We start from the raw sequence: 12,616 nt of genomic DNA, 5'->3' as shown, positions 1-12,616 counted from the left end.
GCGAAAGGTGACGGCGATTATAGCCGGGGTGACAGGTAAGGCGCGAGGCGTGAACCCCAATCGTCAGTAACGATGCGCGACCAACTGCTCGTAATATGCCCAGATTTTCTGCGCATACTGCAGGCGCAATGCCTCACGCTCGGGCCCGGCGCCTGTCCCCACATTGTAGGAACCCACTGCCGTCCAGTTGTACCCAAAGCGCTGGATGAACTCGGCCAGGATCGAAGCCCCCACCTCAACCGACAGGCATGGCTCGTTGATCAACCGATCCTCAGTGATGCCCTGCTTGAGCAAGCGTGGCAGATGAATGCTGTTGATCTGCATCAGGCCGATGTCTCGGGTGCCATTACGGTTGGCATGATTCATCGCTTGCGCGCGGTTACCCGACTCTACGACGGCGATCGCTTGCAACAACTCCGGCTCGATATTGTAGTGACTGGCGGCCTCCTCCCAGCAGTAGGCCAACGCTTGATGACTGACCATCAGCGCACCCAGCACCCAGCCCTTGCTCCAGAACCTAGCCACGTTTCAACAAACCCTGGCTGACGTGCCCGCAGGCCGCACACACCTGTTGCGCCCGCCCCGACATTGCGCGCACCGGACAGGTAAAGCGATACCCCCGGCCGTAGATCGTCTTGATAAACCCCTTGTCGGCACCGAGGTACTTGCGCAGCGAGTAAATGCAGCGCGTCAACGACTCCTCGGCAACCTCTCCCTGCGGCCAGCCCAGTTCCAGCAAGCGATCCTTGGTCATCAAGGCACCGTCAGACACCAACAACAGCCGCAACACCTGGCACTCCTTGGGCGGTAACTGGACATCCGAACCCTCACCGGTCAGGCGGCCGTGGTGATGCAGGGTCCAACGTGCGAACACCAGGGAAGTCGCCGTCTCTCCATCATCCATGACGGCCATGCTTACCTCGGCATCCGACTGCTGACATTGAAGCCCTCATTTCAATCACTGACCCATGCACCCATGTCACGACTATAAAAACCTGGCTCACGACTCACGCTAGGAAAAAACCCATACATCCAGCGGCTTTTGAAAACGTGCTGTAAGACGTTTCGCTATCCCTCTTCCACAGGCAGCCACGCTTGATACACCTCATGCAACTCAACCCCCAGCCGATCCTCCAACTGCACCAGCTCGCCCAAGGCCAGCAGTTGCCCGTTCACCCGGACTTCCACGCTGTGGATGATCTCCGGGGCCAACGGCAGCACCTTTCCGGGTGCAAAGGCCGCCAGCCGTCTGCGGCTGATCAGTTGTTCCTGTAGAAGAATTTCCAGATGCATGGGTTAACACCTTGTTTACGGTGAGACATCGCGCTGCGGTCGCACAAACGCGCGCTGGACACGCTCGTATTGCGCCGCAGTCAGGGGCGGTGGCCCTCCCGCCTCTTCCTGCCCCTTCAATTCACTCCCCACCGCCCTGGCCTGGATCACAAACAGGCGTACTTGGGCTGCACGACCTGCCGTGCGCCCTTCTGATTCCCGTTGAAACGCACCCAGCCATAAGCGCCTGCCCTGAGGCACTCGGACCACGCTGTTGATGCCGATCCGCCCCACCGCCGCATTTTTTTCACGCTGCCCCGGCTCACTCATCTGGCGCCCTTCGTCCACCTCAAGGCGCATCTCAATCTGGTTGCCCTCGCCAAAACGCGGCAGCACGCTGACCTGGGTGCCATAACGCATCGGTTTCCAGTCAGCGCGATCATCTCCGCGGGGCGGCATATAAAACGTGTGATTGTCCTGAAACACCGCTGGCACATTCTCCTGGGTGAGGATCACCGGCAACGTCACCACCTTCGCCCGTCGACGGCGCTCCAATGCACCCACCTTCGCCATAAGCTGGCTATCGTCCAAGGGAGCCAAGACGCGCGTGGTCGACGCCTTCGGTTGTTCGTCCGAATCCAGGCCCAGCTTCTTCAATTCATCGCGCTCAACATCCACCAGCCACAGCGAGACCTCGATCGCTCGCTTGGGCACGTCGAGTTCCGCCACCAGTTTCTGGATGAAACTCACCTGGGCCGGCTTGCCCTTGATCAACAGGCTGTTGCTGTCCGGGTAAGCGATCACGCCCAGGCTCTTGTCAGAGAGCAAGCCCTTTTGCTCGCTGGCCAACAAGGTCTCGATCATCGACGCCATCCCCGGCACGGTAACCGGGTTGTCGCGCGTGCCGTACTGGCGATCCACCACATCGGTGTTGAGCACCTGAACGACGGCAAAGGACTGAGCGCCCACCCGCAACTCCGCCCGTTGCCGGTCCATCAACTGAGCCAGACGCAGCACCTGGTCGATGTAATTCGGTGGGCCGGAGACAGAGAACGTGCGCGCTCCGCTTTCACGCAACGGATAGCGCGACTCATCGAGGCCGGAGCGCCGCATGAGGTTACGCAGCCTGTCGACGGAGATATGCCGCAAGGTCACCGCAGAGCTCTTGGCTTCACCCGCGTCATAGACATACAACGCTTGCCCGTCGCTGTACCAGATCAACCCTTGCTCAAGTGCAAGCGCCTCCAGGGCCTGTTGTGGCGCATCAAAATCCAGTGCTGCGCTGAGGCGTTTGCGTGCAACTTCGCGACTGACAACGATAGGCAGCCCAAGTGGCACCGACAGCGCAGTGAACACGGTCTGCAGGCTTTCGTCCTGCGCTTGGTAAAGCTCACCCCAGGCCAGCGCACTGATCAGTAGCAGCACGACAAACAACAGTCGGCGGTGTAGCCAGAGGCGAGGCATCGTTACTGGGACTTCGGCGTACACCGTGGGTTTTCCTGGGCGGGCTGGCAGTGGGAGAGTCGCCATACTGAGAGCCCGCCCGCTTTCAATCTTGATGGAAAGTTGATGACGCTCCAGGCCCAACCAGCCGTGGCATGTGCCTTGCTATGAACTCTGTATCAGAGCACGCGCCAACGGCGGAGCGAGCTTACGGACAAAGGCGTCGTTACCCGCGTTGGCTTACATCGCCATCTGAGGGAACGACGCTTTTTTTTGAAAGAAAAGGTAGGTGTTGATGAACGATTCGGTTGGCAACAGCCCGATGAACGACCCGCTGGCCTGGGTCAACGGCAGTGATGCCCCGGAAAAGAGCAGCCTCGACCTGGGCTTCATGGCCTTGAGCGACTGCGCCTCGATGGTGGTGGCGGCTACCCAGGGCTTCGCACAACCCTATGGCCTGACCTTGAACCTCAAGCGCCAATCGTCCTGGGCCAACCTGCGCGACAAACTGGTCAGCGGCGAACTCGACGCCGCCCACAGCCTGTACGGGCTGATCTACGCCGTGCACCTGGGTATCGGCGGCGTCGCACCCACTGACATGGCTGTGCTGATGGGGCTCAACCAGAACGGCCAGAGCATCAACCTCTCCCACGGCTTGCAACAACAGGGGGTGATCACTCCTGAGGCACTGGACCGCCACGTGCACCAAAGCCGAACAAAACTGACCTTCGCTCAGACGTTTCCCACAGGCACCCATGCCATGTGGCTGTATTACTGGCTGGCGAGCCAGGGCATTCACCCCTTGCAGGATGTGGACAGCGTGGTGGTCCCGCCGCCGCAAATGGTGGCGCACCTGCAAGCCGGGCGCATCGACGGGTTTTGCGTGGGTGAGCCCTGGTGCGCCAGTGCGGTCAAGCAAAACCAAGGATTTACCCTGGCAACCACCCAGGCGATCTGGCCGGATCATCCAGAAAAGGTCCTCGGCTGCACCCAGGCGTTCGTCGACCAGTATCCAAACACGGCACGCGTGCTGGTGAGGGCGATCCTGGAGGCCAGCCGGTTTATCGAAGAAAGTACGGAAAACCGCCGCTCCACCGCGCAATTGCTCAGTGGCCGCGACTACCTCGATGCCCCGCTCGACTGCATCGAGCCGCGCCTGCTGGGGACTTATGACGACGGCCTGGGCAATCAGTGGCAGGATCCCCACGCGCTGCGCTTCTTCGCCGGCGGCGAAGTAAACCTGCCGTACCTCTCCGATGGCATGTGGTTCATGACCCAGTTCCGGCGCTGGGGCCTGCTGCGCGAAGACCCCGACTACCTCGGCGTCGCGCGCCAGGTGCAACAACTGGCGCTGTATCGCCAGGCCGCCGATGGGCTGGGTATCGTCACGAACGACCAGAACATGCGCAGCAGCCAGCTGATCGACGGCAAAATCTGGGACGGTTCCGACCCCGCCGGCTATGCCCGTAGCTTCCGCCTGCATGCGCTGGCTGATCCGACCCACCGCCAAGCCTTGCGCTGACAGGAGGACCTCCATGCTGCGAATCCTGCTGATCAACGACACGCCGCGTAAAGTCGGCCGACTGAGGACGGCACTGATCGAAGCCGGCTTTGACGTCATCGATGAGTCCGGCCTGACCATTGACCTGCCTGCACGCGTCGAAACGGTGCGCCCGGACGTCATCCTGATCGATACCGAGTCACCGGGCCGCGATGTGATGGAGCAAGTCGTGCTGGTCAGCCGCGACCAACCCCGGCCCATCGTGATGTTCACCGACGAACACGACCCGAACGTGATGCGCCAGGCGATCAAGTCCGGCGTCAGCGCCTACATCGTCGAAGGCATCCAGGCCCAGCGCCTTCAGCCGATCCTTGATGTAGCCATGGCCCGCTTCGAAAGCGACCAGGCCTTGCGCGCGCAGCTTCAAGCCCGCGACCAGCAGTTGGCCGAGCGCAAGCGCATCGAGCTGGCCAAGGGCATGTTGATGAAAATGAAGGACTGCAACGAGGAAGAGGCCTACACCCTCATGCGCCGCCAGGCCATGAGCCGCCAACAGAAGCTGATCCAGGTGGCGGAGCAGATTATCGCCATGAGTGAGCTGCTTGGATGATTTGGCGCAGCTCTTGCTAAGCATTCATCACAGGTAGCCAACGGCGGTTGCCCCTCCCCGACAAAGACGTCGCACACCCGGTTTGCCCTCGCGAACCCGGTGGCGGCGTTTTTTCGTTTTGGCCTTCTTGCAAGACTCCCAACCGTTGAGGTGCGTGATGAAATCAAGCTTCTGGAAATCCGGGCACACCCCGACCCTGTTTGCCGCGTTCCTGTATTTCGACCTGAGCTTCATGGTCTGGTACCTGCTCGGCCCCTTGGCGATCCAGATTGCCGCCGACCTGCACCTGACCACTCAGCAGCGTGGCCTGATGGTCGCGACGCCGATCCTCGCCGGTGCGATTCTGCGCTTTTTGATGGGCATGCTGGCGGACAAGCTGTCGCCCAAGACGGCCGGGCTGATTGGCCAGGTGATTGTGATCTGCGCCTTGTTCGGAGCCTGGAAACTCGGAATCCATAGCTACGAACAAGCGCTGTTGCTGGGCGTGTTTCTCGGCATGGCCGGTGCCTCGTTTGCCGTCGCGCTGCCCCTGGCCTCCCAATGGTATCCGGCGGAACACCAGGGCAAAGCCATGGGCATCGCAGGTGCAGGCAACTCCGGCACAGTGTTCGCCGCGTTGCTGGCACCGGTTTTGGCGGCCGCGTTTGGCTGGAGCAACGTGTTCGGTTTCGCGCTGATCCCTCTGGTGCTGACCCTGATTGTCTTTGCCTGGCTGGCGCGCAATGCCCCGGAACGCCCGAAAGCCAAGTCCATGGCCGACTACTTCAAGGCGCTGGGTGACCGGGACAGCTGGTGGTTCATGTTTTTCTACAGCGTGACCTTTGGCGGCTTTATCGGCCTGGCGAGCGCCCTGCCCGGCTATTTCAATGACCAATACGGCCTGAGCCCGGTAACCGCTGGCTACTACACCGCCGCCTGCGTGTTCGGCGGCAGCCTGATGCGCCCACTGGGCGGCGCATTGGCGGACCGTTTCGGCGGGATTCGTACCCTGCTGGGCATGTACAGCGTGGCGGCGATCTGCATCGCGGCGGTGGGATTCAACCTGCCGAGTTCCTACGCGGCGCTGGCGCTTTTCGTCTGCACCATGCTGGGCCTTGGCGCAGGCAATGGCGCGGTGTTCCAGTTGGTCCCGCAGCGTTTTCGCCGTGAAATCGGCGTGATGACCGGACTGATCGGCATGGCCGGCGGTATCGGCGGCTTTGCCCTGGCAGCCGGCATGGGCGCGATCAAGCAAAGCACCGGCAGCTATCAGATGGCGCTGTGGTTGTTCGCCAGCCTGGGCGTGCTGGCCTGGTTCGGCCTCCATGGCGTGAAGCGTCGCTGGAGAACCACCTGGGGCTCGGCGGCCGTGACGGCTGCGCGGGTCTGATGAGCCTGCATCTGAGCATCGCCCAGGCCAGTGCCATTGGCCCACGGGCGGAAAACCAGGACGCGCTGCGGGTGGTCACGCCCGTGGCCGAACTGGCGGCCAGCAAGGGCTACCTGTGCGCCATCGCCGACGGCGTGAGCCAGTGCGCCGACGGCGGCCTGGCCGCGCGCTCGACCTTGCAGGCGCTGGCCCTGGATTACTACGCCACGCCGCAAACCTGGGGCGTGGCCCAGGCCCTGGAGCGTTTGCTGCTGGCACAGAATCGCTGGCTGCAAGCCAATGGCGGTGGTCAGCCGCTGCTGACCACCCTGAGCGCGCTGGTGTTTCGCGGCCAGCGGTTTACCCTGGCGCATGTCGGCGATTGCCGGGCGTATCGTTGGTTCGACGGCCAATTGCAGCGCATCACCGAGGATCACGTCTGGGAGCAACCGGGCATGCAGCATGTGCTCAAGCGCGCCCTTGGCCTGGATCAACACCTGGTGGTGGATTTTCTCGACGGTCAGTTGCGTGAATGCGAATGTTTCCTGCTGCTCAGTGATGGTGTGTGGGCCACCCTGGGCGATCAGAGTATCCAAGCGATTCTGCGCGAACAGACGGACATGCAACTGGCCGTCAACACCCTGGTGACTGCCGCGCATTTGGCCGGCAGCCAGGACAATGCCAGCGCGTTGCTCATCCGGATCGACACCCTCGGCGCCGCCACCCTCGGCGACGCGCTGGTGCAGTTGCAGCAATGGCCACTGCCGCCCTTGTTGAAAGCCGGGCAACACTTTGAAGGCTGGCAGGTGGAAAGCGTGTTGGCACAAAGCCGGCAGTCACTGCTTTACCGGGTGCGCGATGCCCAGCAGCAACCCTGGCTGCTGAAAACCCTGCCGCTGAGCCGCGACGATGAGCATGATGCCGGCCAGGCCTTGCTGTCGGAGGAATGGTTCCTGCGGCGGGTTGCGGGACGGGCGTTTCCTGAAGTGCATGCCGGCAACGGGCGCCAGCATTTGTACTATGTGATGCGTGAATATTCCGGCCAGACCTTGGCCGAACTGTTCCAACATCAAGGCCCCTTGCCCTTGGCACAATGGCAGTCGATTGCCGAACGTTTGCTGCGCGCCGTGGGCATGCTGCATCGACGGCAGATCCTGCATCGCGATATCAAGCCGGAAAACCTGCTGCTGGGAGACGACGGCGAATTGCGGGTGTTGGATTTCGGCCTGGCGTATTGCCCTGGCCTGTCGGAAGACAGCGCCCATGCGCTGCCGGGCACCCCAAGTTTTATTGCACCTGAAGCTTTCAACGGCGAGCGTCCTACGGCCCAACAGGATTTATACAGCGCCGGCGTAACCCTGTATTACCTGCTGACGGGGCACTACCCCTACGGCGAAATCGAGGCTTTCCAACGGCCCCGGTTCACTCAACCTGTCAGCGCCAGCCGCTACCGCCCGGACGTGCCGGATTGGCTGCCCCTCAGCCTGGAGCGGGCCGTGGCGGCCCAACCCGCCCATCGCTATGAGACCGCCGAAGAGTGGTTGCGCGTGCTGGAGCAGGCTGACCGCCAGGAACTGAGCATCCGCCCCAAGCCATTACTGGAGCGTGAACCCTTGAAGGTCTGGCGCACCCTGGCGCTGCTCTCGCTGCTGATCAATCTGGTGCTGTTGTACTCACTCTTTCACCGCTGACGTCATCCCTGGACGAGGAACACCTTATGAATGCAAAAGTCTGGCTGGTAGGCGCGGGTCCGGGTGACCCGGAGCTGCTGACCCTCAAAGCGGTACGCGCCCTGCATGAGGCCGATGTGGTGCTGATCGATGACTTGGTCAACCCGGCCGTGCTGGAACATTGCGTTGCAGCGCGGCTGATTACCGTGGGTAAACGCGGCGGCTGCCGGTCGACTCCGCAGGATTTTATCCACCGCCTGATGCTGCGCTATACGCGCCAAGGCAAGTGTGTGGTGCGTCTCAAAGGCGGCGACCCGTGCATTTTCGGGCGCGGCGGTGAAGAGGCGATGTGGCTGCGTGAACGGGGTGTCGAGGTTGAATTGGTCAACGGTATTACCGCAGGCCTGGCAGGCGCGACGAATTGCGCGGTGCCACTGACCTTGCGCGGGGTGAGTCGCGGCGTGACGCTGGTCACGGCGCATACCCAGGACGGCAGCAGCCTGAATTGGCGTGCGCTGGCAGAAGGCGGGACCACCCTGGTGGTGTACATGGGCGTGGCGAAACTGGAGGAAATCCGCCAGCAACTGCTGGACGGCGGGATGGCGGCGGATATGCCGGTGGCGATGATCGAGAATGCATCGCTGCCCCTGCAAAGGGAATGTCGCAGCGAGCTATGGCGTCTGTACGAAGATGCGCAGGCATTTGCCTTGAAGAGCCCGGCTATCCTGGTGATCGGCCATGTTGCAGCCCCAGGCCAGGTCGCTAGACTCGCCCAAGCCGCCAGCGCCTGAGGCAAATTCCAGGCGAAAAAAAGCCCGGCCTAAGCCGGGCTTTTTTCTACCACTCAGTAATTACTGAGCTTGAGCTTCAACCGACGCTTCTACGCGACGGTTAACAGCACGACCAGCTTCAGTTGCGTTGTCAGCAACTGGGCGGGATTCGCCGTAACCTACTGCGGTGATACGGCTAGGAGCAACGCCGTCTTTAACCAGGACTTGCTTAACAGCGTCAGCACGACGCTGGGACAGCTTCTGGTTGTAAGCGTCTGGACCTACGGAGTCAGTGTGACCAGCAACTTCTACGTTGGTAGCTGGGTACTGAGCCATGAAGTCGGCCAGGTTTTTCACGTCGCCGTAGCTGTTAGGCTTAACAACCGACTTGTCGAAGTCGAACTTAACGTCCAGCTCAACACGTACAACCTGAGCAACTGGAGCTTCTGGCTCTGGAGTTGGCTCTGGAGCTGGTGCTGGGGTAGGAGCTGGAGCAGCTGCGCCAGCGTTACCGCCGAAGTTCACGCCCAGGCCGACCAGTGCGGAGTAGTCCCACTTGCCGTTGTCCAGACCGTAGTCAGCTTCAACACCGGCACGAGCGTACAGGTTGTTGGTGAAGTAGTACTTCACGCCAGTACCAACGGTAGCGAAGGTAGTCTGGTCGCGACCGCTGTGGCCGTCAGCTTGAACGTTGGTACGGCTCTGGTGGCCGAAACCGCCTTCAACGTACGGACGCAGGCTGTCTACGCCAGCTTGACCGAAGTGATACTGGGCAACCAGGCTGCCGGTATCGCCTTTGATCTTCTGGTTACCAGTACCGTCGTTCGAACGGGTGTGGTTGGTTTTGTCGTAGGACAGGTTCAAGGACAGGTCGTCGGTCAGGAAGTAACCGATGCGAGCGCCAGGATTGAAGCCGTCTTCGATGTGCTTGACGCTATCGTTGTACTGCTTCTTGTAGAACAGCTCGCCTTCAACTGCGCCTTGGCCTTGTGCCAGAACGCCGAAAGAAGTAGCGGCAATAAGAGAACCAATGGCCAAGCCCAAGGTGTTTTTCAGTTTCATCCGTTAAATCCCCATCTGGTGATTGTAAAGCAGTCCCACAAACCGGGGGACAACTCGGCGACAAGTCTAACAGAACTTGCCTACACGTAAGAGATATTTGCCACGCACTAAGTTTCAGTCTCGCCCGCAAATTTCTCACGTAATTTATCAAGAGCACGTTTGTAACGCATTTTTGTAGCACTCAAACCCATGTGCATGATGTCAGCGATTTCCTGGAATTCCAGCTCTGCGACAAATCGTAGCACCAGAATTTCCCGGTCAATCGGGTTCACATACACCAACCAGCGATCAAGTCCGCCCTTCTCCTCGGGTGTCGGCGTCTTCTCTTCAGACGCTTCCTCAAGGGGGTCCAGACTCAAGGCGTCCATCAAGCGACGCTTTCGCCGTTCCTTGCGATACTGCGTGATGCACTCGTTGTACGTGATGCTATATAGCCATGTCTTGAACTTCGATTTTCCCTCGAAGTTCTTCAGGCCATACAGCACCTTGAGCATCACTTCCTGACAGACATCATCCGCATCTCTATCGTTCCCTAAATACCTTGAACAAACGTTGAACAGAGTGCGTTGATATCTGCGCATCAATTCTTCGTACGCGCGAGTTACGTGAAACAGCTCCGTGTGCGAGCGCGCGACCAACTCCTCATCAGAGAGCTCACGGGGGTCATAGCGCGTGGACAGCGTTTGGGCTTTATTCAAAACAAGTCGTGCCGACAGTCAGGTCAATGTCCGCTACAGCCCGGTCAGCCGGGTTTGCGGCGGCGTACATTAGCAGGGTTTGCCGGATTAGCGGCTACTGACCTGCTGCTCCAGAAGAATCCGATTGGACAACGACACCAGGTCGCCGTCATCGGTCAGCACCGTCGTCTTGACTGTGCCGATCTCCTCGATTTGCCCTTCGACCTCGCCCACACGCACCTGTTGCCCAACCTGATACAACTCACGCACATAGATTCCCGCAAGAATCTGACCGGCAATTTCCCGGCTTCCCAAGCCCATGGCCAGCGCAACGGCCAGACCAACGGTAATCAAAACGATCACAATCACATGGTTGAGCAGGTCAGTCTTGACCTCCAACTGGCTGATCGCGACCGAAATACTGATGATAATGACCAAGCCCTGGGCGATCCGCCCCAGGCCCGCCGCATAGTCCAGCCCCACGCCTTCGGCGGCACCGCGCACCAGCCCATTGGCCAGTTGCGCCAGCAAAACGCCTACCAAAAGCACCAGCGCGCCGCCGAAAACCTTCGGCAAATACAGCGCCAGCATGTCGAGCGTAGCTGAAACTCGCTCAAGTCCAAGGGATTGAGCCGCAGAAACCAGAAAAATCAGCAAAACAAACCAATAGACGATCTTGCCGATCAAGGTGGAGATCGGCACTTGCAGCCCGGCGCGCCCCAGCAGCTTGGTCAGGCCGGTGCCAGCCATCAGGCGATCGAGGCCCAGTTTTGCGAGCAATTTGGACAACAGGGTGTCGAGCAGCTTGGCCACGACAAAGCCCAGCAGTACCAGTACCAAGGCACCAAACAGGTTGGGAATGAAATTCGCCACCTTGGTCCACAATGCGGTCATCGCGGTGACCAGGCTCTGGGTCCAGAGATCAAGTTCCATATTCAATCAGCCTTATCAGCAGTGCGAGCAAGAGGTTTACGACGGGAAACCGGCGATACGTGGGCCGAACCGTTGTTCAGGGCCATCATCAACGCTGGCAGCCAGCGGCCGAGCAGACCGAACAGGTCACCCGCACCCACCTGGCGGTTGGCGGTTTTCAACACGCGGCCCAGACAGGCATCGTCGTCGCGGTTGGACGGCGAGGCATTGAGCATGTCACGCAAAGACTGTTCGAACGGATCGTGCATAAAGACCTCTCGCAAGTGATTTAAAAGACGAGGGTAAAATTCTTGGGGTCACATAGGACCCTTCCTACGTTCAGGTCATATTCAGCTCAAACCCAGCGCAATCGTCGAAAAAGCCACCATTGTCCGAGTGCCACCGAGACCATCAACAGGCACGCCACCATGAATCCATAGGGGCTGGCGGAGAACGGAATCCCGCCCACATTGATGCCCAGCAGCCCGGTGAGAAAACTCATCGGCAGGAAGATCCCGGTGATGATCCCGAAGCGGTACATGGTGCGGTTCATGCGCACGCTCAAACGCCGGTCTTCGGCCTCCAGCACAAGCCCCACGCGCTCCCGGGTCAATTCAAGTTCTTCCAGGTAGCGGGTCAGGCTGTTGTTCAATTCGTTCCAGTAATCGGCATCGTCATCGCAGAACCACGGCAATTTGATCCGTGTGAGCTGGGCAAAAATATCCCGCTGCGGAGCGAGGAATCGCTTCAGCCCGGCCGCTCGTCGGCGGATCTGCAAAATGCTGCCGTGTTCCGGGGTATACCGTTCGTCGGTATCGAGTTTTTCTTCCTCGGCATCGACGATTTCAGACAGGTCGGAGACCAGATCCTGCACTTTATGGGTCAGGTACTGCGCCATATAAAGGATGAGTTCCGACGCGGTCTTGGGCCCTTTGCCGTCCGCCAACTGCACCAACAGTTCGTCAGTGGCGCGCAACGGGCGCAGGCGCAGGGAAATCACACGGCTGGCAGCCGCGAAGATGCGCACCGAGACCATGTCTTCCGGCTCCGCACCGGGGTTCAGGTTGACCCCGCGCAGGAACAGCAGCAATTCCGAGTCCGGCAGCGGCAACAGGCGCGGACGGGTGTTCTCCTCCAGCAACAGGTCACAGGCAAACTCGCTCAAACCGCTGGATTTGCGCAGCCAGGTCTGGGTTTGCGGGTGGCTGCGATCCCAATGCAGCCACAGGCTCTCCTGGGGCTGCAGTTGCAAGTCGTCGAGCTCAGTCCGGGCAATCGAACGCGCACCGCCTTTACCGTCCAGCACCAGGGCATGCACCAGGCCCCATTGCGCGTTTTCTTCCTCGAACAT

Annotated in this window: 14 protein-coding genes; 5 read left to right on the top strand and 9 right to left on the bottom strand. The window is 60.3% G+C overall.

The features are described 5' to 3' along the window. Positions 1–63: 63 nt before the first annotated feature. From HX823_RS03095 to sctC, 4 genes are all read right to left on the bottom strand, one after another. Entirely contained in the window at positions 64–525 is a 462-nt protein-coding gene (locus HX823_RS03095) for a transglycosylase SLT domain-containing protein (protein WP_038847164.1), read from the bottom strand. Beyond that, complete coding sequence (locus HX823_RS03090) at positions 518–913, bottom strand: winged helix-turn-helix domain-containing protein (RefSeq protein ID WP_038847167.1); 396 nt, start codon at positions 911–913, stop codon at positions 518–520. Before HX823_RS03090 ends, HX823_RS03095 begins: the two co-directional genes overlap by 8 nt. A gap of 155 nt (positions 914–1,068) precedes the next feature. Then, complete coding sequence (locus HX823_RS03085) at positions 1,069–1,293, bottom strand: FliM/FliN family flagellar motor switch protein (RefSeq protein ID WP_033900531.1); 225 nt, start codon at positions 1,291–1,293, stop codon at positions 1,069–1,071. Between the two features lie 15 nt (positions 1,294–1,308). After that, positions 1,309–2,736: a type III secretion system outer membrane ring subunit SctC gene (gene sctC, locus HX823_RS03080; RefSeq protein WP_177074181.1), complete on the bottom strand. Its 1,428-nt coding sequence runs from the start codon at positions 2,734–2,736 to the stop codon at positions 1,309–1,311. 274 nt (positions 2,737–3,010) lie between these two features. Here sctC and HX823_RS03075 point away from each other — a divergent pair, with 274 nt between their 5' ends. From HX823_RS03075 to cobA, 5 genes are all read left to right on the top strand, one after another. Then, positions 3,011–4,237 carry a CmpA/NrtA family ABC transporter substrate-binding protein gene (locus HX823_RS03075; protein WP_177074091.1) on the top strand — a complete coding sequence of 409 codons (1,227 nt, stop codon included), beginning with the start codon at positions 3,011–3,013 and terminating at the stop codon, positions 4,235–4,237. 13 nt (positions 4,238–4,250) lie between these two features. Next, complete coding sequence (locus HX823_RS03070) at positions 4,251–4,826, top strand: ANTAR domain-containing response regulator (RefSeq protein WP_010208501.1); 576 nt, start codon at positions 4,251–4,253, stop codon at positions 4,824–4,826. Positions 4,827–4,983: 157 nt separating this feature from the next. Next, on the top strand, positions 4,984–6,195 hold the full coding sequence (locus HX823_RS03065; RefSeq protein WP_016979267.1) for a NarK/NasA family nitrate transporter: 1,212 nt from the start codon (positions 4,984–4,986) through the stop codon (positions 6,193–6,195). Continuing rightward, on the top strand, positions 6,195–7,865 hold the full coding sequence (locus HX823_RS03060; protein ID WP_177074090.1) for a bifunctional protein-serine/threonine kinase/phosphatase: 1,671 nt from the start codon (positions 6,195–6,197) through the stop codon (positions 7,863–7,865). Before HX823_RS03065 ends, HX823_RS03060 begins: the two co-directional genes overlap by 1 nt. Positions 7,866–7,891: 26 nt before the next feature. Beyond that, complete coding sequence (gene cobA / locus HX823_RS03055) at positions 7,892–8,635, top strand: uroporphyrinogen-III C-methyltransferase (RefSeq protein ID WP_177074089.1); 744 nt, start codon at positions 7,892–7,894, stop codon at positions 8,633–8,635. A 60-nt stretch (positions 8,636–8,695) separates the two neighbouring features. Here the strand turns inward: cobA and HX823_RS03050 are convergent, their stop codons facing one another. The 5 genes from HX823_RS03050 to HX823_RS03030 all read right to left on the bottom strand — a co-directional run bounded on the left by HX823_RS03050 (position 8,696) and on the right by HX823_RS03030 (position 12,616). Further along, positions 8,696–9,676, bottom strand: coding sequence for an OmpA family protein (locus tag HX823_RS03050; protein ID WP_015885346.1), 981 nt, complete (start codon positions 9,674–9,676; stop codon positions 8,696–8,698). 107 nt (positions 9,677–9,783) lie between these two features. Then, entirely contained in the window at positions 9,784–10,374 is a 591-nt protein-coding gene (gene sigX / locus HX823_RS03045) for an RNA polymerase sigma factor SigX (RefSeq protein ID WP_038851177.1), read from the bottom strand. A gap of 87 nt (positions 10,375–10,461) precedes the next feature. Next, on the bottom strand, positions 10,462–11,286 hold the full coding sequence (locus HX823_RS03040) for a mechanosensitive ion channel domain-containing protein (RefSeq protein ID WP_003175519.1): 825 nt from the start codon (positions 11,284–11,286) through the stop codon (positions 10,462–10,464). A 2-nt stretch (positions 11,287–11,288) separates the two neighbouring features. Further along, on the bottom strand, positions 11,289–11,534 hold the full coding sequence (locus HX823_RS03035; protein ID WP_005790375.1) for a hypothetical protein: 246 nt from the start codon (positions 11,532–11,534) through the stop codon (positions 11,289–11,291). An 86-nt stretch (positions 11,535–11,620) separates the two neighbouring features. Further along, positions 11,621–12,616, bottom strand: a complete 996-nt coding sequence (locus HX823_RS03030; protein WP_038851176.1) for a zinc transporter ZntB — start codon at positions 12,614–12,616, stop codon at positions 11,621–11,623.

This window comes from Pseudomonas sp. P7759 (assembly GCF_013386445.1).
In the GTDB taxonomy this organism is placed as follows: Bacteria; Pseudomonadota; Gammaproteobacteria; order Pseudomonadales; family Pseudomonadaceae; genus Aquipseudomonas; species Aquipseudomonas azotoformans_A.
Note: the sequence above shows the minus strand (reverse complement) of the source record. Positions and strands in the feature narration are given on the sequence as shown.